Below are 19,468 nucleotides of genomic sequence, written 5' to 3'. Positions count from 1 at the left end.
TCGTTATGATAAAAATTTGTTAATTTCTCTTGTTGTGAGATGGATCTTATTTGATCACGGTTGAAGTGATGCAGAAAGATCAGGATCAAGACATATTCTGGGTAGTAATTTCTCTGGATCCATGCGATATTTCGTCGCGGTAAATTATGATCAACTTTGTCACTATCTGGAGCACAAAATATGTCTCACGAAAATGAATATCTGTCTGTTGAAGAGTTAATTGAGATTCAAAAGGAAGAGACTCGCGAAATCATCCAAGCCTTATTAGAAGACGGCAGTGATCCAGATGCGCTATACGAAATTGAGCACCATCTGTTCGCTGAAGACTTCAACACGCTAGAGAAAGCTGTTGTTGAAGCATTCAAGATGGGCTTCGAAGTACTTGAAGCAGAAGAGACAGAAGATGAAGATGGCAAGAAGCTGCTTTGCTGTGATGCAACGATGGAGTCTGCATTAAACCCTGAAGCAATCGATGCTCAAGTAGAAAAGCTTGTTCACCTTGCAGAAAAGTTCGACATTATTTATGACGGCTGGGGTACATACTATGAAGGTGAAGACGCCCTATACCCAGAAGAAGATGATGAAGAGTAAGTAAGCTTCTTCTTAAAGCGAATTTCTAAATACCAGCCAATCGGCTGGTATTTTTGTTTAGTCTCACGCGACTTATATCTTTTCCTATCGAGTTAGCATTATAATCAGGCAACTTTGATCTAGGACAAGATTTAGCTCTATGGAACTCTCTCTCGCAGGCCTTTGGCAAGTGTCACCTTTGACCGATTTATCTATCCCTCAAGATGATATTACTTTTCCTGCCCCTTTAAGTCAGGTACTGCCTGATTCCTTATCTGAATCTGAAATTGTTGCACAAGAATGGCATCTAATGCATGACATTGAGGTTGATGAAGCCATGCTGGCTTTTCCATCCGTTGATCTGATCATGTCTGGTGTCGATTATCATGCTGAAGTTCGTATTAACGGTGTTGCGGTATTCGATTGCGATCAGACTCAATCTGAATACAAGAAAGATATCCGCCCATATCTGCAGATGGGGCGAAATCGTTTTGAAGTTCTCTTTCTGCAGGAAGATGAAGATTGGTTACTCGGTGAAGAAGAGAGCCAAGAGCTTTGTCAGCTAGGCACGCCTGAATATCGCAAACATGATGAAAGACTGGGTATCTGGCATACTCCACGACTTCAGTTTATTCGCAATGTTCGCCTTGAGCACGTGACCACTGAGCAAATTTGGCATCACGGCGGTGGTTGTGAGTTCTTGGTTGATTTGCACTACAAGACTTACTCTCCTGGCTTGGTTTCCGCATCGGTTAAGTTTAATGGAATGACCTATCATCTACCCATTGATGTTCGGGATAACCATACGAGTGCACTGTTTCAGATTGAAGCACCTATCTATGCCGATAGCGAAAACCCTAAGCTCGAAGATTTGTACTTACTTGAGGTGACTCTCGATGGGCAAACCCAACGTTTTCACATTGGGTTGAGTAAAGACATGTGTGTATCTCACTATCCGCTTTAAGCGTGAGCACAGCCCCAGTGCTGAGTATCCTGCTGCCTGCGTAGCCAAACCTTTTCGTGAAAATAGTAGGCAACGGTATTAATTGAAGGCTCGATGGCTGCCATGATGCCACCAACAAATGCATCGCCAGTCATCATATAAACCACCCCAAATGCAACGCTGAAGTGAACAACGGCAAAGCTAGTGGTTTTGATTTTTGCAGAGCGAGATAAATTGGACAGTAACTTGCTCTTTGACCAGACGCGCTCATGAATGTAGAACGCGACCGTGTTGACTGATGGTTCAATCATAGCGATAAGGCTACCAATCAGAATATCACCAGTCAGTAGGTAGGCGACTGTAAATGCAATCGTAAAATGAATGGCTGCGAATGTGATTGTTTTCTTCATCTTGATAACCCGTGTAATGTCTTGCGATAGGGTTATTATTGAGAATTATTCTTAATAATTGAAATGGCTTGTTTCAATACAATTAATAGTCAATACCTATTAAAAAGGCGCTCATCGAGCGCCTTTTTACTAAGTATTTATTTTATGAGCCTTGTGGCTTGACGACTAAGACATTAATCGGTGAATTCTGTACCACTTTACTGGCAACCGAACCAAGTACGACTTTATCAATCTTAGAACGCTTATGGCTAGGCATCACAATCAGATCTGCCCCCAGCTTTTCAGCGAAGTCTAAAATGGTCGAGTAAGGTTTACCTTCCGCTACATGGACTTTATACACTACATCTTCATCGATATGCTTAACCGCAAAGTCTTTCAATTGACTTTCGACATCGGCTTTCATTTTTAGCGCCGCGTCTTTTGGGAAATAGGTTGCGACCATCGACATATGAATGCCAGGCAGCACATTAAGTAAGTGTACTTCAGCATTGGAGTGCTTAGCATGCCAAACGGCTAACTCGACCGCTTTATCTGAGAAACCTTTGTCATTGAGGTCGACTGGAACAAGAATTTGCTTATACATTGTAATTTCTCTATTTCGTCACCTGTTACTACTGACAACAGGCGATGTTAATGCATCCTTAGTTTAAGTGTAGCCCCACATACCATGCGGGGCTGACTAAGTTACGCGCTCATCTGTTCCTTTCGAGCTCGTCGTTTCTGGTTGAGACCAAGGCCAATTAAGATGAGTAGAGCCGGGACAAATACCCACTCTTTCATTGGTCGATCCGCTTCTACAACTACTGAGCGAATTTCCCAGTCAAAATCAACACCTGCTGACTCGGCAGGGCTACCAAACTCAACCATGTCGACCAACATACGGCCATTGGCATTGTTGAGCATTAGACCCATCGAAGAAATACGCTCTTCGGCTGTTGTTGCTTTATCTTCAAACGGCAGACGAACCGTTTTAGAGATGTAGTCACCTTCTAGGTTTTCACCGGCAACAAGCAGCTCAATCTCTTCACCAACTTTGAGTCCTTCTGTGATCTGTGCGATCTCGGTTCCCGGGTAAAGTACTTTGGCAGGGTAGATTTGATCCCACCAGAACCCTGGACGGAAGAAGGTAAAGGTCAACGCAAGCAATAGGACTGTTTCCCACCATTTGTTCTTGGTAAACCACCAACCTTGCGTTGCAGCAGAGAATATCAGCATTGCAATCACGGAAGATATGATCGTGAGCAACAAATGCCACCATGAATCGATACCCATCAACAATAGCTGAGTATTGAAGATGAACATGAATGGCAAGATCGCGGTTCGAATATCGTAGGTGAAACCTTGAATACCTGTTCGGATTGGATCTGACTTAGCTATAGCTGCAGCGGCAAAGGCAGCAAGACCTACCGGCGGCGTGTCATCAGCTAGGATACCGAAGTAGAACACGAATAGGTGGACGGCAATGAGTGGGATGATCAAACCACTTTGCGCGCCTAAGGTGACAATAACCGGAGCCATCAGAGTCGATACAACAATATAGTTCGCTGTCGTAGGTAGACCCATGCCCAAAATTAGGCTGATCACGGCTGTAAACAGAAGCATTAGAATGATGTTACCGCCGGAGATGAACTCGACGAAGTCCGTCATCACCAAGCCAATACCCGTTAGCGTCACGACACCCACAACCGTACCTGCAGCCGCTGTCGCGACACCGATACCGATCATGTTGCGTGCGCCTGAGACAAGGCTTTCTAGCAGGTCAACAAAGCCTTCTTTTGTTTGCTCGGCAATAGAGCCTTGCTTTGACATTACTGCCATTAGAGGGCGTTGAGTGATCAAGATAAAGATCATGAATACCGTTGCCCAGAAAGCAGATAGGCCAGGAGAGAAACGCTCTACTGTCAAACACCAAACGAGAACCACAATTGGCAGTAGGTAGTGTAAACCCGACTTAATCGTTGGACCTGGATCTGGCACTTCAGTCAATTCTGCATCAATTTCAATTGCGCCCTCTTTGGCGTACCTAGCAGAGATATTGACTAGGCCAACATAAGCTAACAGCAAGGCGACAGTCACAATTGGAGTAGCTGCGTCACCGAATACGTCTTTAGTCCAGCCGACACCGTAGTAAACCACGGCACTGATCACGCACAAGCCAAGAATAGTACCGGTAAATGAAAGTAAGCTAGCAAGCAGGGTTGGGTTATGACGACGAGGAAGACCAGTCATACCCGCTTTACACGCTTCCAAGTGGACAATGTAGATCAGAGCGATGTACGAGATTAGAGCTGGAAGAATCGCAGCCTTAATTACCTCTACATACGAGATACCGACATATTCCACCATTAGGAAAGCCGCCGCGCCCATGATAGGTGGCGTTAGCTGACCGTTGGTTGAAGCGGCAACTTCTACTGCACCTGCTTTCGTTCCTGGGAAACCAACTCGTTTCATTAGGGGAATAGTGAAAGTACCCGTCGTCACAACGTTAGCGATTGAAGAGCCAGACACTAACCCTGATAGACCAGAAGCGACAACGGCAGCTTTGGCAGGGCCGCCTTTCATATGACCAAGTAACGAGAAAGCGACTTTAATAAAATAAGCACCCGCACCAGCACGCTCTAGCATAGCGCCGAACAAAACAAATAAGAAAACAAATGAAGTGGATACACCTAGCGCAACACCGAAGACACCTTCGGTAGTTAGCCATAGGTGAGACATTGCTTTGTTAAGGCTCGCGCCTTTGTGAGCAATAACGTCTGGCATGTATGGGCCGCCAAAGGTGTACAGCAAGAAGACCGCTGCGACTACCATTAGCGGTGGACCGAGCGCACGACGTGTCGCTTCAAGGAGTAACACCATGCCTATCACGGCAACAACAATATCGAGCGTCGTTGGGGCGCCAGAACGACCCGCTAGCTCGGTATAGAAAATATAGATATAAGCAGCAGAAAAACTACCTGCCAAGGCAAGCAACCAATCTATAGCTGGAATGCGATCTCGTGGAGAGTTTTTCATCGCTGGATAAGCTGTAAACGCTAGGAACACCGCAAACATCAGGTGAATTGAACGCGCTTCAGTATCGTTGAGTACGCCAAAATTAAAAATGAACGGCAGAGGGGATGCGTACCAAAGTTGGAACAGTGACCAACATAGCGGCACAAACCATAAGATGCGACCAGAAAGCCCTTGCGGGGCACGTGCACCTGTATCGGATTGAGCTACCATTTCTTGCACATCTTGAGACGGAGCTGTTGTCTTCGACATGTACTTAATCCTTATTATAAATGGTCCGTATATTTATGATTATGAGAACCTTTATTTAGCATCTTTCAGTGTAGTGAAAAGATGAAATATTGCTCAGTTGTGTGATTTTCTTAGGTATAAAACGAGGGTGAGTTTCAAGAGTGTGAAACTCAAAATTTGAATGCAGCGATTTAGTCGCTGCAACTACGAACCAAGGAGGCTATCGCCTCCTTGGTAAAGAGAGTTTACTTAAGTAGACCGATCTCTTTGTAGTACTTCTCTGCACCTGGGTGTAGAGGGATAGAAAGACCAGCTTTCACCATGTCTTCTTTCTTCAAGTTTGCAAACGCTGGGTGTAGGCGCTTGAACGTATCGAAGTTTTCAAATACAGATTTAGCAACGTTGTAAGCAACTTCGTCAGAAACGTCTGTCGTTGTTACCATAGTTGCAGCAACACCAAAGCTGTTTACGTCTTTGTCTGTACCACGGTACATGCCCGCAGGTACTGTGCTGTATGCGTAGTAAGGGTTGTTAGCAACGATTTCATCGATCTTCGCACCAGTTGCTGAAACTAGTTTAGCGTCACATGAAGTTGTTGCTTCTTTGATAGATCCATTCGGATGGCCAACTACGTAAACAAACGCATCAATCTTGTTGTCACAAAGTGCTTGTGAACGCTCAGAACCTTTCAGCTCAGAAGCCAGTTTGAAGTCGTCGTTCGTCCAACCCATAGCTTCCATCACAACGCCCATTGTTGCGCGGTCACCAGAACCTGGGTTACCGATGTTTACACGTTTACCTTTTAGGTCAGAAACGTTTTCAATACCAGCGTCGCTGCGCGCGATGATGTTGAATGGTTCTGTGTGTAGAGAGAACATTGCACGTAGCTCTTTGTACGGGCCTTGCTCAGCAAACTTACTTGTACCGTTGTAACCGTGGTACTGCCAGTCAGACTGAACGATACCGAAGTCTAGTTCACCTGCACGGATAGTGTTCACGTTGTAGATCGAACCACCAGTCGACTCTACAGAACAACGAATATTGTGTTCTTTACGGCCTTTGTTAACTAGCTTACAAATTGCACCACCAGTTGGGTAGTAAACACCAGTTACAGAACCAGTACCAATAGTGATGAATTCTTGAGCGTTAACTGCGCCAGCGCCCATTACAGCAGCTGCAATCGCACCAACTTTAATAAGTTTGTTCAATGCCATGAATTTCCCTTCCTTATTCATTATTAACCCCTAGCAAGTGTAGTTGCTTTGGGCGTTTCCTATTACTGGAAACGGCATCTTTTTCAATCCGTATGTTGAAAAAGTGGCTGAATAATAGCAAAAAATTGGCACATAATTACACGGATGTTAAAGAATATAGACAATATGCCTGAATATTAACCTGATGTATCTGGAATATTTCTAGGTTAAAGTTCTTTAAAATCATTGGGTTATATTGAGTGGTTAACTAAGGTATGATTTTTTTAAGATGTGATCTCAATCACGCCGCGAATTTGGCGGCGTGATTTGTATTCTGCCGTTTTATATGAAACTAACCTGTGTACTCAAATAGGTCACAAACTGAGGCAAATAGCTGCTCGGTGGTGATCGACAGAGTTGGGGTGATGAAGATGGTATCGTCACCGGCAACTACACCTAGAATACCTTCGGCTTTACCCAATGAGTCAAGTAGGCGTGCAATTAACTGCGCGGCACCCGGGCCGGTATGAATCACGACTAATGCGTTGTTGTGGTCGATGTCTAAAACAAGTTCACGAAGTGAGCTCGAAACAGTTGGTACGCCTAGCTCAGCAGGAAGACAGTAAACCATCTCCATTTTTGCGTTGCGAGTACGTACTGCACCGAACTTGGTCAGCATACGTGATACTTTCGATTGGTTGATGTTCTCAAACCCTTCGTTTTTAAGAGCTTCCACAATGTCGCCTTGGGAGCCAAAACGTTCTTCTTTTAGCAGGGCTTTGAAAGCACGAACGAGGTTATCTTGTTTTTCAGAATGGCGCATGGTTCTCTTTCTATGTTGGTTTTTATAAAAAGCAAGTGAATATTCTCGCATAGCTATGCAAATAGTGCCAATGTGAAGCCTGATTTCTGTCTAGTCTATCACTGTAAATCTGGCAGAAATTATTGACAGAAATCTTGCTTAAACCTTTGTCATTACAGGTGAAGGAGAACATAATGGCGCCCTTGTGTGTGGCACGTTTTTGTCGGATTGCGCAAGGTCGCAAAGCTGACGTTAATTGATTGTAATCAGGTTGTGATTACTATAGTTTGACCTAGTTGATTACAAATCGCTCTACAAAACATATATAAGAGAATCGTCTCAAGGAGAACTACGATGAAAGTAGCCGTTATTGGTGCCGCTGGTGGCATCGGTCAAGCCCTAGCCCTTTTACTAAAAAACCGTCTTCCAGCTGGTTCAGATCTAGCACTGTATGACATCGCACCTGTTACTCCAGGTGTCGCTGCTGATCTAAGCCATATCCCAACGCCAGTATCAATCAAAGGTTACGCAGGTGAGGATCCAACACCGGCACTAGAAGGTGCTGACGTTGTGCTTATCTCTGCGGGTGTTGCTCGTAAGCCAGGTATGGATCGTGCTGATCTGTTCAATGTGAATGCGGGTATCGTTAAATCTCTTGCGCAAAGAATTGCCGATGTATGTCCTAAAGCGCTAGTAGGAATCATCACTAACCCTGTAAACACGACTGTGCCAATTGCTGCTGAAGTTCTTAAGCAAGCGGGTGTTTATGATAAGCGTCGTCTATTCGGTGTAACCACTCTAGACGTTATCCGTTCTGAAACTTTCGTTGCAGACCTAAAAGACAAAGATCCAGGTGACGTTCGCGTTCCTGTTATCGGTGGCCACTCGGGCGTAACTATCCTACCTCTACTTTCTCAAGTTGAAGGTGTTGAGTTCACTGATGAAGAAGTTGCAGCACTGACTAAGCGTATTCAAAACGCGGGCACTGAAGTTGTTGAAGCGAAAGCTGGCGGTGGTAGTGCAACACTATCTATGGGCCAAGCAGCTTGTCGTTTCGGTCTTGCTCTTGTTAAAGCACTTCAAGGTGAAGACGTGATTGAGTACGCTTACGTTGAAGGCGACGGTGAGCACGCACCATTCTTCGCTCAGCCAGTGAAGCTAGGTAAAGAAGGTGTTGAAGAAGTACTAAGCTACGGTGAGCTAAGTGACTTTGAAAAGTCTGCACTAGATGGCATGCTAGAAACACTGAATGGTGATATCCAAACAGGTGTTGATTTCGTTAAGTAATCAAACCTAAGCTTAATTTGAGAGCCGACTTTTCTAAGTCGGCTTTTTTGATCCTTTTTGCCCATCGAGATGTACACTTAATGAGAGGCAATAGATTCTAGCCAAGGAGTGCGCAATGGAGATAAGTCAAATCGAGAAAGGTATGCTGGTTGAGTGTCAGCAAGGGATTGGAACTGTTCTTGAAGTCGATCAGGAACATGGAGCCGTGGTGATTGAAGAGCGTAATTCTCACCAAAAATTCGAGGTAGATATCAAGGATTTGATGGAAGACCCTCAACTTCATCAAGGGTGCGACAAGTACTACTAGTGCCGAAAGCACCAACAAAAAAGCGAGCTAATCAGCTCGCTTTTTCAATCTTTAGCGAAAGATTATTTGCGTACTGCAATCGCTTCGATTTCGATACCCACATCTTTAGGTAGACGAGCGACTTCAACACATGAACGTGCTGGGTAGTTTGCTACATTGTGCTCATCAAAGAACTTGCCGTAAACTTCGTTTACGGTACCGAAGTCGTTTAGGTCTTTAACGAAAACCGTCATTTTTACGATATCTGTAACAGACAGGCCAGACGCTTCTACGACTGCTTTCACGTTGTCTAGAGATTGACGTGCTTGCTCTGCGATATCTGCAGATACTTCACCAGTAGCTGGGTTTACTGGGATTTGGCCAGAAGTCAGTACCATGTTGCCTAGGTCAACACCTTGTACGTATGGGCCGATTGCTGCTGGAGCTGATTCTGTGTGAAGTACTTTAGTCATTATTATGTTCCATCTATTAAGGGGTGAACAGAATTTAGGGGATTCAGTGTGCCGCGAAATAGCGGTTGGGTAAAGTAAAAATCCTCGCCCAAATCGAGCGAGGAGAATTAATTTATGCTTATTGAGTAACCCGAGTCGGTTTAACGCTCAGTGACGATTTCACGTGAGAAGACTTTCTCGCAGTATTTACATTTCAAACGAATATCTTCTTTCTTCTCAAACACTTTAAAGCTGCTTTCTACCGGCTCACCGTGAGTAATACAGTTAGTGTTTGGGCATTCAAACACGTTGTTGACTTGCTCTGGTAACTCAAGAGGCAGTTTCTTTACCACTTGGTAGTCTTCGATCTGATTGACTGTTGCATGCGGGGCATACAAGGCTAGTTTGCTTGCTTGCTCTTCGCTAATAAACACGTTTTCAATCTTAAGTAGATCTTTGTGCCCCAGTGCTGATGAAGGCAGGTTCAAACCAACAGTGACACGCTGCTGCGACTTATGCATTGAAAACAGCTTAAGCACCTTGATACCAATCTGTGCCGGGATGTGGTCGATAACAGTACCGTTTTTAATTGCTTCAACCTGCAATTGAGTTTCTTTAGCCATGGTGATTACCTCATTACAGTGTTTCGTTTAAGACAAGGGCGAGTAGAGCTTGACGGGCGTAAACCCCATTCTCTGCTTGTTCAAAGTAGTAAGCGTGTGGTGTTTTATCGACATCAACCGTAATTTCATCAACACGTGGTAGCGGGTGAAGGACTTTCAAGTTCTCACGCGCATCTTTCAGTAGAGCTGCATTTAGAATGTACGCAGACTTAATATGTGCATACTCAGATTCGTCAAAGCGCTCTTTCTGGACGCGAGTCATATACAGCATATCTAGTTGTGGAATCACACTCTCCATGTCCGTGTGCAGGCTGTATTCGATACCTGACTCGTCTAGCTCTTCGCAGATGTAATCTGGCATTGCGAGTGCTTCTGGCGCGATAAAGAAAAAGCGAACATTATTAAATTTTGCCAGTGCTTGAGTCAGAGAGTGAACGGTGCGGCCATATTTCAGGTCACCAACGAAAGCAACATTGAGGTTATCAAGACGACCTTGCGTTTCAGCGATAGAGAACAAATCGAGTAGCGTTTGGGTTGGGTGCTGGTTAGCGCCATCGCCACCATTGATTACTGGAACACCATTAGAGAACTCAGAAGCCAATCGCGCAGCACCTTCTTGAGGGTGGCGCATTACAAATGCATCAACATAAGAAGAGATTACTTGTACTGAGTCTGCAAGCGTTTCTCCTTTCTTAGCCAGAGAAGTGTTGCCGCCGTTATCAAAGCCAATCACATCACCACCGATCCGCTGAATAGCGGTTTCGAAAGATAAACGGGTGCGGGTAGATGGCTCAAAAAAGCAGCTTGCAACGACTTTGTTTTTAATCAGCTCTGGCTGCGGATTTGCTTTTAATTCTCCCGCCGTTTTGACAATCAATTCCAGCTCTTCACGAGAAAGCTCAGGAATTGAGATAATATGCTTGTTATAAAGCGTGTTTGTCATAATCATCTTCCCAGTCATGAATTTTAGGCACAAAAAAGCCCCCCATTACGGGAGGCTTTAGAAATCGGTGGAAATAGAAAACAACAGTCCAGATAAGCACGTTGGCTTACCCAATGTAAGACGCTTTGTAGAGCACGAATTACGTGGCATTGTTTTTACTACCTCCAGACAAATTGCCGAGCATTATACGCTGAAGATTTGTTAACGCAAGCGATTACATCGAGGGTTTTAGTGTCGTTTAGTCCCGCCTCTTAAGCACCAAGTGTGGCAACCATCACGGCTTTAATCGTATGCATGCGATTCTCTGCCTCGTCGAAAACAATAGAGTGTTCTGACTCAAATACCTCTTCGCTAACTTCTAAGCCATTCATGCCATATTTATCCGCGACTTGTTTACCTATTACGGTCTCGTCATTGTGGAAGGCTGGTAAGCAATGCATGAACTTAACCTGTGGGTTACCTGTCTTTGCAATCACATCCATGTTGACCTGATAAGGTGTCATTTTGGCGACACGTTCATCCCAGGCTTCCGGCGCTTCGCCCATTGAGACCCAAACATCGGTATAGAGGTAATCACAACCTTTGACGCCTTCTTCGACATTTTCAGTAAGGGTGATTTTGGCGCCAGTGTGCTGTGCAATCTGTTGGCAGGTGGTAACCAATTCTTGTTCTGGCCAAAAATCTTTTGGTGCGACGAGGCGAATGTCCATTCCCATCTTAGCGGCACCGACTAACAAGGAATTACCCATGTTATTGCGCGCATCACCTAAGTAGGCGAATTTAATCTCATGCAGTTGCTTGCCACGACCGTGTTCCAGCATAGTGAGGAAATCCGCTAGGATTTGGGTTGGGTGGAATTCGTCGGTGAGGCCATTCCATACGGGTACGCCTGCATGAGCGCCAAGTTCTTCAACGATTGGCTGGCCGAAGCCGCGATACTCTATTCCATCGTACATACGACCTAAAACACGCGCAGTATCTTTCATTGACTCTTTATGTCCAATTTGAGAACCCGATGGGCCGATATAAGAGACCTGTGCTCCTTGATCAAATGCCGCGACCTCAAAAGCACAGCGCGTACGTGTAGAGGCTTTCTCGAAGATCAAAGCGATGTTTTTGCCGACCAGTTTTTTTTGCTCAGTCCCAGCGTATTTGGCCTTTTTTAAGTCAGCCGATAGATCGAGTAAAAACTGGATCTCTTTAGGGGAGAAATCGAGTAGCTTAAGGAAGTTTCGGTTACGTAGATTAAAGGCCATGCTCCAGTCCTTGAATGTTCATTCATTATTATGGCTTTAGTTAATCATATTTAACTACCGTTTGTGAATAATTATTTTGATAAAGCGCCGAGATATGAATTATATCTCGGCAAATGTGACTATAAATTCTCTTCGGCAAACTCTGCTAAGCGACTGCGAACCACACCGTTAAGGTGAATGTTGGCACTGCCTTCAAAGTTTTTGAAGCGTTCGACCATGTAAGTCAGACCCGATGTCACAGGGGTTAGGTAATGTGAATCTATCTGAGCCAAGTTACCTGAACAGACGATCTTGGTGCCTTCACCACAGCGAGTGATGATGGTTTTGATCTGTGATGCAGTGAGGTTTTGACATTCATCGAGCAGAACAAAGGCATTTTGGATCGACCGTCCGCGCATAAAGTTGATCGACTTAAACTGAATGTTGGCTTTATCGCAGATATATTTAAGCGAGCCCTCAGTACAATGATCATTCTTATGTAGCGCCTCTAAGGTATCGGTCACCGCCGCCAGCCAAGGCATCATTTTTTCCTCTTCACTACCGGGTAAGAAACCTATCGCTTCACCAATATCTGGCGTGTTGCGGGTAACAATGATCTTATCAAAGACGCCTTTCTCTATGGTTTGCTCTAGGGCAGAAGCCATAGCCAGTAGGGTCTTACCACTACCTGCAGCACCAGTTAAGATCACTAGATCAATGTCGGGATCGAGCAGAGCATCCAGAGCCATACCTTGGTAGATATTTTTTGGTGTAATATCCCAAGCACGACGATGCATCATACGTTCACGGCTAAGATCCTTGATGGTGATTTTATCCGCTTCGATCTCTTCAACTCGTCCGGCAAAGTCACTCTCTTCATCAATGACATATTGATTGATATAAGTGGGCTCGAACGGGTCTCTATCTAAGGTGTGATAGGTTCGGCCTGCGAGATTCTTGCTTTCTACATTCTGAATGTTGCTCCAGAACTCACCTTCGATCTGTTGAAAGCCCTTAGTGAGATACTGAACATCATCAATCAGTTGGTCGGTACGATAATCTTCAACAAAACGAACCCCTGCTCCTTTGGCGCGCAGGCGCATATTGATGTCTTTGGTGACCAAAATGACTTCACGGGGAGCGCGTTTATTTTGTAGGTATAGCACTCCGTTTAGAATGCGATTGTCACCGGCTTTATCGGCAAAGGCTTTAACGGTTTCTTGCAGTTCAAAGTCAGCCAAAATCGCGATATGACCTGTGGCCTCTTTGTCTTTGTTGATAGGAATGCCTTCTGAAATTTCGTCTGGCGTGGCGTCTTTAAACATGGCTTCGAGTGCACGTATTGCCACTCGTGCGTCACGAGCAACGTCGCGTTTACTGTCTTTAATCCTGTCGAGTTCTTCGAGGACAGTCATCGGGATGACTACATCGTGTTCTTGAAATGAGTAGATGGCTAGTGGTTCGTGTAGCAGAATATTGGTGTCGAGGACAAAAAGCTTCCGGTCTGTGTCACCCATAAGCGTCTCCTTGCCGCGCTGCGGCTTGCTTACCCCTCATGCTTGTGCATGAAGTGGTCTACCTGCGGTTGCTTGCAGTAATGTAGCCTGGCAATCAGAGTACGCTGATGGTTTGACTACAAAAACTGCAAACCCGTGTTGATCGTCATCCTATCAAATGCATCTCTCGTGCCAGCCAGAAACTTGACGCTAAATGATGCACTTTCATCAATAAGTATAAGCACGTTTTTCAACACTCTTGTTTAGAAGTGCCACTGATTTCTTACACTTTGATGTCATCCTCATGTTGGACAAAAAATTGTTGGTTTTTGAGGCCTTTGTACGTGACCAATGTCACAGCTTCGAGTAAGATTAGCGACCTTTTTCCGCGCAACGGCTGACACCTTTGTTTCCTCGTCAGTTGCCTTTCAAGTTGCGTAAGAGTTACTAAAATAAATAGACCCATTTTTGAATTAATAGATGAGGTAGTCGATTCATGACATTTGCTTTGGGCCAGCGCTGGATCAGCGATACGGAAAGCGACCTAGGTTTAGGAACCGTTGTAGCATTGGATGCTCGTACTGTGACACTAATGTTTGCAGCTTCTGAAGAGAACCGAGTTTACGCTCGAAATGAGGCGCCCGTAACCAGAGTAACCTTTAATGTTGGCGATGTAATTGATAGCCAGGAAGGATGGTCTCTTAAAGTTGAGCAAGTGGTCGAAGACCAAGGGCTATTTAGCTATGTTGGTGTACGCGAAGACAGCGGTGAAGAAGGTGTAATTCTGCGTGAAATTATGCTGAGTAACCAGATTCGTTTTAACAAGCCACAAGATAAACTGTATGCAGGTCAGATCGACCGCATGGATAACTTTGTGCTTCGTTATCGTGCATTGATGAACCAATATGAACAGCACAGAAGCCCAATGCGTGGCTTGTGTGGTATGCGTGCAGGCTTAATTCCTCATCAGCTTTATATTGCTCATGAAGTCGGTCGCCGCCATGCACCTCGCGTTCTATTAGCCGACGAAGTAGGTCTAGGTAAAACTATTGAAGCGGGGATGATCATTCATCAGCAAGTGCTGGCAGGCCGTGCTGAGCGTATCCTAATTGTGGTACCAGAAACACTACAGCACCAGTGGTTGGTAGAGATGATGCGCCGTTTTAATCTGCATTTCTCTATCTTTGATGAAGAACGCTGTATCGAAGCTTTTGCCGACTCTGACAACCCTTTTGATACTCAGCAATATGTGCTGTGTTCCCTTGATTTCTTACGTAAGAGTCGTAAGCGTTTCGAGCAAGCTTTAGAAGGTGAGTGGGATCTCCTGGTTGTGGATGAAGCTCATCACCTTGAATGGAGCCCGGAACAGCCTAGTCGTGAATATCAAGTGGTTGAAGGACTCGCTGAGCGTACTCCAGGAGTTTTACTGCTCACCGCAACACCAGAGCAGCTAGGCCGTGAAAGTCACTTTGCCCGTTTGCGTCTATTAGACTCAGATCGTTTCTTTGATTACCAAGAGTTTGTTAAAGAAGAAGAGCAATATGCACCAGTTGCCGATTCAGTGAGCGCCTTGTTCTCAGGCCAATCACTAGAGAATGAAGCAAAGAACCAAATTACAGAATTGCTTTCAGAACAGGATGTCGAGCCACTGTTCCGCATCATTGAAAGCGACTCAGATGAAGAAGCCAAAGCGGCCGCGCGTCAGGAATTGATCGACAATCTGATGGATCGTCACGGCACAGGTCGTGTTCTGTTTAGGAATACACGTGCGGCAATTAAAGGCTTCCCGCTGCGCAATGTTCACCTGCTACCAATGCCAATCCCACAGCAATACACCACCTCTATGCGTGTATCTGGCATGATTGGTGGCAAAATTAGCCCTGAAGCTCGCGCCTTAAAAAATCTTTACCCAGAGGAGATCTTCCAAGAGTTTGAAGGTGACGATGCAAGCTGGTGGCAGTTTGATAGTCGTGTTAACTGGCTGCTAGAGAAGATTAAAGAGAAGCGTAGCGAGAAAATCTTAGTGATCGCTTCTCGCGCAAGTACCGCATTGCAACTTGAACAAGCGTTACGTGAACGTGAGGGCATTCGAGCGACAGTTTTCCACGAAGGGATGTCGATTCTTGAGCGTGATAAAGCTGCTGCTTACTTCGCACAAGAAGAAGGTGGTGCACAGGTTCTTATCTGTAGTGAAATCGGTTCAGAAGGTCGTAACTTCCAGTTTGCTAACCAACTGGTGATGTTCGATTTACCCTTTAACCCTGACTTGCTTGAGCAACGTATTGGTCGCCTAGACCGTATTGGTCAGAACCGAGATATTGATATCCATGTGCCTTACTTAGAAGGGACGTCGCAGGCTATTTTGGCACGTTGGTTCGAAGAGGGGCTCAATGCATTTGCGGAAACATGCCCAACGGGACGTACCGTTTACGACAAGTACTCTGAGCGTTTAATTGAGATGCTGGCATCCGGTGATACCAGTGATCTTAATGACGTTATTGCAGAATCTGCGGCGCTGAATAAAGAGCTTAAAGCGCAACTTGAGCAAGGTCGTGACCGCTTACTTGAGATGCACTCAAATGGCGGCGAAAAAGCACAAGCGATTGTCGATAAGATTGCAGCGACCGATGGTGATACTAACCTAGTTACTTTTGCTTTGAGCCTGTTTGATACGATTGGCTTAGACCAAGATGACAAAGGTGAGAATGCGCTCGTTGTGACGCCATCTGAGCATATGTTAGTGCCAAGTTATCCTGGCTTACCGTACGAAGGTGCCACCATTACCTTTGACCGCGAAACAGCACTATCGCGTGAAGATATGAACTTCATCAGCTGGGAGCACCCGATGATTCAGGGTGGCATCGACTTATTGATGAGTGAAGGTGTGGGGACGACAGCGGTTTCTCTACTTAAGAACAAAGCATTGCCTGTTGGCACTATGCTGTTAGAGCTTGTCTACAAAGTTGATGCTCAGGCACCTAAGCGCAGTGGTATTAGCCGTTTCTTACCGACTACACCTATCCGCATTATGCTTGATGGTAAAGGTAACGACTTATCCTCACAGGTTGAGTTCGAGAGCTTCAACCGTCAGCTAAGCCCAGTGGGTCGTCATATCGCAACTAAGCTAGTCGCTTCGGTTCAGGCGCAAGTTCACCAGTTGGTTGAAGCTGGCGAAAAGCTGATTGTTGAAAAAGTTGCTGCGATCCGTAATCAGGCTCAGCAAGAGATGCAAGCAAGTTTGAACAGTGAGCTTGAACGTCTACAAGCTTTGAAAGCGGTTAACCCAAACATTCGTGATGAAGAGATTGAAGCGATTGATGGGCAAATCAAAGAGCTTACGGGCTACATCGGCCAAGCTCAGTATCAGTTGGATTCGTTACGTATGATAGTCGTCAGTCATAATTAGTGATTAGGCAGTAAGTGTGTATTAAACCCAGCATTCTGCTGGGTTTTTATTGGATAGATATTATGGCAATGACTGAATACAACCCGCCGCAAGACCCTTGGGTTGATGTGGTGTTTGAAGATGAGCATATCTTGGTGGCTAATAAACCATCGGGCCTCTTGTCTGTGCCGGGTCGTTTAGCAGAGCATTACGATAGTTTATGGTCGCGCTTAGTTGAACTCTACCCTGAGATCCAAGTGGTACATCGCCTTGATATGGACACATCGGGCTTGATGCTGTTGGCTAAACATAAAGAGGCAGAACGCTCGCTTAAGAAGCAGTTTCAATATCGATTGACGCATAAAGTGTACTACGCGCGTGTCTGGGGTCATATTGATAAGCCAGAGGGAGAGGTTGACCTGCCTTTGATCTGCGACTGGGAAAACCGCCCAAGGCAGAAAGTTTGCTTTGAGCACGGCAAACCATCAAAAACTTTGTATCAGGTGGTCAAACACGAAGAGAAAACCACGATTGTTAGATTGCTACCGATTACTGGCCGATCTCATCAACTTAGGGTACATATGCAGGCATTGGGCTACCCGATCGTCGGTGATGAGTTTTATTCGCAAGGAGAGGCTTTTGAGTTTTCTTCGCGCTTAGAACTTCATGCAGCTGAACTTAGTTTTTATCATCCTGAAACTGAGTTATTGCAAACTCGCTTTGTACCGTGTGATTTCTATCTTGAAGCGGAAGCGATGATCTTCAATTATTTTTCACTTGTGCGAAAATTACCAGACTATAAATTGCTGCCACGCCCATAATAATTCAAGGATAGATTCGGCAGCGCAAGGAGATCTTATGTCGCTGCCAACTGTTGTTTTTTTAGATCGTGCTACGATCCCAACTCAAATAGAGTTGCCTCATCTACCTTTCGATCATCAGTGGATCGAATATGACTTCACCGCACCAGAATTAGTTGTCGAAAGAGCCAAAGATGCCCAAATCGTCATTACTAATAAAGTCGTCTTGGATCGAGATGTCTTAGCTCAGTTACCTAATCTAAAGCTTGTTGCAATCTCAGCTACAGGTTTCAACAATGTTGATACACTGAGTTGTAAAGAGCGCGGCATCGCGGTGACTAATGTTCAAGGTTACGCGACACAGTCCGTTCCAGAGCATGTCATCGCAATGATGTTCGCATTGAAGCGCAACTTAAAAGGCTATCACAACGATATCGCTGCCGGAGAGTGGCAGCGCAATAAACAGTTTTGCTTTTTTACTCACCCAATCAGTGATACGGCGGGCTCGACGATGGGTGTGATTGGTGGCGGTGCGCTAGGCCAAGCAACCGCAGCCTTAGCTAAGGCATTGGGCATGCATGTATTGTTTGCTGAGCATAAAGGTGCGAAGGCGTGTCGTGAAGGCTATTTGCCTTTTGAGCAGGTTCTAGCTGTGTCTGATGTCCTGACTTTGCATTGTCCGTTGAACGAGCAGACAAAACACCTTATTGGGCGTCAAGAGCTGGCATCGATGAAGTCTTCAAGCATTGTCATCAATACTGGACGTGGTGGCTTGGTGGATGAAGAAGCTCTAATTGATGCACTTAAGCATGGCGGAATCAGAGGCGCGGGTTTTGACGTGTTTACAGATGAGCCCGCGGATGAGTCCAACTCTTTGATTGCTAACATGCATCTACCAAACTTGCTGCTAACACCACATGTCGCTTGGGGTAGTGACTCATCGATTCAAAAGCTTGCCGATATTCTGATTGACAATATTGTTGCGTTTATTGAGGGCAGAGAACAAAACCGTATAGTCTAGTTCTCTAGTTCTCTAGTTCTCTAGTTCTCTAGTTCTTCCTTACGAGCCTTTAGCTCTGCCAAGCCTTGGTTGAATACTTTCATCAATGCTTGGGCCTCGGGGTGGGCTTTGGAAAACATTAAATAGCTGTCATTGGTCAGGAAAGGTTTTGGGTTATAGGTGATCAACGCTTGAGTTTCCAGTGGTAGCTGGCTTAAAGAGTACAATCCGATATGTTTTTCCTCAGGGACTAAATCAACCCGACGGTATTTAAGTAGCTGGAAGGCTTTAGCCGGGCTCTCGACTCGATTCATGGCTATGGATTCATTGTCTAGCAACAGATCGAGCTCTGGGCCATAACTGTAACCGAGTCCACCACCAAGCAGTTTTCCTTCTAAGTCAGCTAAAGTTTGCCACTCAAAAGGTTTCTCAATCAGGTGAAAAAAGACGAATTGCTCTTGGGCTACCGGATCGCTGTACATGAAATATTCTGTGCGTTCTTCAGCATACATCCAAACGGCCGTTGCTACGTACTCGCCTTCACTTGCCTTCTTATAAGCCCTTTTCCAAGGGTAGAAGTCAAATTCGACTCGGTAACCTTGATTAGCAAAAACTTGCTGGATCGTGTCACCTACCTGACCATAGTTCTCAAGCTTTTCACCGATAAAAGGCGCCCAATTGCCTGCGGCTATTTTTATGATTTTAGAGGTATCACTGGCAAGAGACAAAGGAGAGAGCAACAGAAGCAGGGTGCTTGATAATAGCAAGTAATACGACATATAGGATCCTGCCTGATTTAT

The 19,468-nt window shown here is 45.2% G+C and carries 18 protein-coding genes; 7 read left to right on the top strand and 11 right to left on the bottom strand.

Annotated elements, in window-relative coordinates; genetic code table 11:
• Positions 1 to 180: 180 nt before the first annotated feature.
• Positions 181 to 591: a ribonuclease E inhibitor RraB gene (rraB, locus tag AC6R16_RS18605; RefSeq protein ID WP_500675395.1), complete on the top strand. Its 411-nt coding sequence runs from the start codon at positions 181 to 183 to the stop codon at positions 589 to 591.
• A gap of 139 nt (positions 592 to 730) precedes the next feature.
• Positions 731 to 1,534 (top strand): glycosyl hydrolase 2 galactose-binding domain-containing protein, encoded by an 804-nt coding sequence (locus AC6R16_RS18600; protein ID WP_500675394.1) that lies wholly within the window; start codon positions 731 to 733, stop codon positions 1,532 to 1,534.
• Here the strand turns inward: AC6R16_RS18600 and AC6R16_RS18595 are convergent.
• The 5 genes from AC6R16_RS18595 to argR form a co-directional block, all read right to left on the bottom strand.
• Entirely contained in the window at positions 1,531 to 1,923 is a 393-nt protein-coding gene (locus tag AC6R16_RS18595; RefSeq protein ID WP_500675393.1) for a DUF2061 domain-containing protein, read from the bottom strand. The two genes, AC6R16_RS18600 and AC6R16_RS18595, sit on opposite strands and share 4 nt — an antisense overlap.
• A gap of 142 nt (positions 1,924 to 2,065) precedes the next feature.
• Entirely contained in the window at positions 2,066 to 2,506 is a 441-nt protein-coding gene (locus AC6R16_RS18590; protein WP_004747240.1) for a universal stress protein, read from the bottom strand.
• Positions 2,507 to 2,607: 101 nt separating this feature from the next.
• Positions 2,608 to 5,187: a TRAP transporter permease gene (locus tag AC6R16_RS18585; RefSeq protein ID WP_239853042.1), complete on the bottom strand. Its 2,580-nt coding sequence runs from the start codon at positions 5,185 to 5,187 to the stop codon at positions 2,608 to 2,610.
• A 224-nt stretch (positions 5,188 to 5,411) separates the two neighbouring features.
• Positions 5,412 to 6,380: a TAXI family TRAP transporter solute-binding subunit gene (locus tag AC6R16_RS18580; protein WP_171324963.1), complete on the bottom strand. Its 969-nt coding sequence runs from the start codon at positions 6,378 to 6,380 to the stop codon at positions 5,412 to 5,414.
• 331 nt (positions 6,381 to 6,711) lie between these two features.
• A complete protein-coding gene (argR, locus tag AC6R16_RS18575) occupies positions 6,712 to 7,182 on the bottom strand; it encodes a transcriptional regulator ArgR (RefSeq protein WP_004747246.1) in 471 nt (156 codons plus the stop codon).
• 333 nt (positions 7,183 to 7,515) lie between these two features.
• Between argR and mdh the strand changes: the two genes are divergently transcribed.
• Together mdh and AC6R16_RS18565 are read left to right on the top strand one after the other, a co-directional pair.
• On the top strand, positions 7,516 to 8,448 hold the full coding sequence (gene mdh, locus AC6R16_RS18570; RefSeq protein WP_004747247.1) for a malate dehydrogenase: 933 nt from the start codon (positions 7,516 to 7,518) through the stop codon (positions 8,446 to 8,448).
• A 115-nt stretch (positions 8,449 to 8,563) separates the two neighbouring features.
• Positions 8,564 to 8,755, top strand: a complete 192-nt coding sequence (locus tag AC6R16_RS18565) for a hypothetical protein (protein WP_004747248.1) — start codon at positions 8,564 to 8,566, stop codon at positions 8,753 to 8,755.
• A gap of 62 nt (positions 8,756 to 8,817) precedes the next feature.
• Here the strand turns inward: AC6R16_RS18565 and AC6R16_RS18560 are convergent, their stop codons facing one another.
• The 5 genes from AC6R16_RS18560 to AC6R16_RS18540 all read right to left on the bottom strand — a co-directional run bounded on the left by AC6R16_RS18560 (position 8,818) and on the right by AC6R16_RS18540 (position 13,504).
• The gene (locus AC6R16_RS18560) at positions 8,818 to 9,207 is read right to left on the bottom strand and encodes a RidA family protein (RefSeq protein WP_004747250.1); all 390 of its coding nucleotides are present in this window, start codon (positions 9,205 to 9,207) and stop codon (positions 8,818 to 8,820) included.
• 140 nt (positions 9,208 to 9,347) lie between these two features.
• Complete coding sequence (gene pyrI, locus AC6R16_RS18555) at positions 9,348 to 9,809, bottom strand: aspartate carbamoyltransferase regulatory subunit (RefSeq protein WP_272785751.1); 462 nt, start codon at positions 9,807 to 9,809, stop codon at positions 9,348 to 9,350.
• 13 nt (positions 9,810 to 9,822) lie between these two features.
• Positions 9,823 to 10,752: an aspartate carbamoyltransferase gene (gene pyrB, locus AC6R16_RS18550; protein WP_500675392.1), complete on the bottom strand. Its 930-nt coding sequence runs from the start codon at positions 10,750 to 10,752 to the stop codon at positions 9,823 to 9,825.
• 251 nt (positions 10,753 to 11,003) lie between these two features.
• The gene (gene argF / locus AC6R16_RS18545) at positions 11,004 to 12,008 is read right to left on the bottom strand and encodes an ornithine carbamoyltransferase (protein WP_272785749.1); all 1,005 of its coding nucleotides are present in this window, start codon (positions 12,006 to 12,008) and stop codon (positions 11,004 to 11,006) included.
• A gap of 119 nt (positions 12,009 to 12,127) precedes the next feature.
• Entirely contained in the window at positions 12,128 to 13,504 is a 1,377-nt protein-coding gene (locus AC6R16_RS18540; RefSeq protein ID WP_500640518.1) for a PhoH family protein, read from the bottom strand.
• Positions 13,505 to 13,979: 475 nt separating this feature from the next.
• Between AC6R16_RS18540 and rapA the strand changes: the two genes are divergently transcribed.
• The 3 genes from rapA (at position 13,980) to AC6R16_RS18525 (ending at position 18,689) form a co-directional block, all read left to right on the top strand.
• Positions 13,980 to 16,889, top strand: coding sequence for an RNA polymerase-associated protein RapA (gene rapA, locus AC6R16_RS18535; RefSeq protein ID WP_500675391.1), 2,910 nt, complete (start codon positions 13,980 to 13,982; stop codon positions 16,887 to 16,889).
• A gap of 62 nt (positions 16,890 to 16,951) precedes the next feature.
• Positions 16,952 to 17,689, top strand: coding sequence for a bifunctional tRNA pseudouridine(32) synthase/23S rRNA pseudouridine(746) synthase RluA (rluA, locus tag AC6R16_RS18530; RefSeq protein ID WP_500675390.1), 738 nt, complete (start codon positions 16,952 to 16,954; stop codon positions 17,687 to 17,689).
• Positions 17,690 to 17,726: 37 nt separating this feature from the next.
• Positions 17,727 to 18,689, top strand: a complete 963-nt coding sequence (locus AC6R16_RS18525; RefSeq protein WP_500675389.1) for a D-2-hydroxyacid dehydrogenase — start codon at positions 17,727 to 17,729, stop codon at positions 18,687 to 18,689.
• 20 nt (positions 18,690 to 18,709) lie between these two features.
• Here AC6R16_RS18525 and AC6R16_RS18520 read toward each other — a convergent pair whose 3' ends face one another.
• Positions 18,710 to 19,447 carry a substrate-binding periplasmic protein gene (locus AC6R16_RS18520; RefSeq protein WP_500675388.1) on the bottom strand — a complete coding sequence of 246 codons (738 nt, stop codon included), beginning with the start codon at positions 19,445 to 19,447 and terminating at the stop codon, positions 18,710 to 18,712.
• Positions 19,448 to 19,468: the final 21 nt, after the last annotated feature.

The organism is Vibrio sp. R10-SG3-ISO10 (genome assembly GCF_059834185.1).
This window is presented reverse-complemented; position numbering and strand designations above follow the sequence as displayed.

Bases quoted from the DNA above. Each gene is read 5' to 3' on its own strand.
- rraB (WP_500675395.1), top strand. From the start codon at position 181: ATGTCTCACGAAAATGAATATCTGTCTGTTGAAGAGTTAATTGAGATT.
- AC6R16_RS18600 (WP_500675394.1), top strand. From the start codon at position 731: ATGGAACTCTCTCTCGCAGGCCTTTGGCAAGTGTCACCTTTGACCGAT.
- AC6R16_RS18595 (WP_500675393.1), bottom strand. From the start codon at position 1,923: ATGAAGAAAACAATCACATTCGCAGCCATTCATTTTACGATTGCATTT.
- AC6R16_RS18590 (WP_004747240.1), bottom strand. From the start codon at position 2,506: ATGTATAAGCAAATTCTTGTTCCAGTCGACCTCAATGACAAAGGTTTC.
- AC6R16_RS18585 (WP_239853042.1), bottom strand. From the start codon at position 5,187: ATGTCGAAGACAACAGCTCCGTCTCAAGATGTGCAAGAAATGGTAGCT.
- AC6R16_RS18580 (WP_171324963.1), bottom strand. From the start codon at position 6,380: ATGGCATTGAACAAACTTATTAAAGTTGGTGCGATTGCAGCTGCTGTA.
- argR (WP_004747246.1), bottom strand. From the start codon at position 7,182: ATGCGCCATTCTGAAAAACAAGATAACCTCGTTCGTGCTTTCAAAGCC.
- mdh (WP_004747247.1), top strand. From the start codon at position 7,516: ATGAAAGTAGCCGTTATTGGTGCCGCTGGTGGCATCGGTCAAGCCCTA.
- AC6R16_RS18565 (WP_004747248.1), top strand. From the start codon at position 8,564: ATGGAGATAAGTCAAATCGAGAAAGGTATGCTGGTTGAGTGTCAGCAA.
- AC6R16_RS18560 (WP_004747250.1), bottom strand. From the start codon at position 9,207: ATGACTAAAGTACTTCACACAGAATCAGCTCCAGCAGCAATCGGCCCA.
- pyrI (WP_272785751.1), bottom strand. From the start codon at position 9,809: ATGGCTAAAGAAACTCAATTGCAGGTTGAAGCAATTAAAAACGGTACT.
- pyrB (WP_500675392.1), bottom strand. From the start codon at position 10,752: ATGACAAACACGCTTTATAACAAGCATATTATCTCAATTCCTGAGCTT.
- argF (WP_272785749.1), bottom strand. From the start codon at position 12,008: ATGGCCTTTAATCTACGTAACCGAAACTTCCTTAAGCTACTCGATTTC.
- AC6R16_RS18540 (WP_500640518.1), bottom strand. From the start codon at position 13,504: ATGGGTGACACAGACCGGAAGCTTTTTGTCCTCGACACCAATATTCTG.
- rapA (WP_500675391.1), top strand. From the start codon at position 13,980: ATGACATTTGCTTTGGGCCAGCGCTGGATCAGCGATACGGAAAGCGAC.
- rluA (WP_500675390.1), top strand. From the start codon at position 16,952: ATGGCAATGACTGAATACAACCCGCCGCAAGACCCTTGGGTTGATGTG.
- AC6R16_RS18525 (WP_500675389.1), top strand. From the start codon at position 17,727: ATGTCGCTGCCAACTGTTGTTTTTTTAGATCGTGCTACGATCCCAACT.
- AC6R16_RS18520 (WP_500675388.1), bottom strand. From the start codon at position 19,447: ATGTCGTATTACTTGCTATTATCAAGCACCCTGCTTCTGTTGCTCTCT.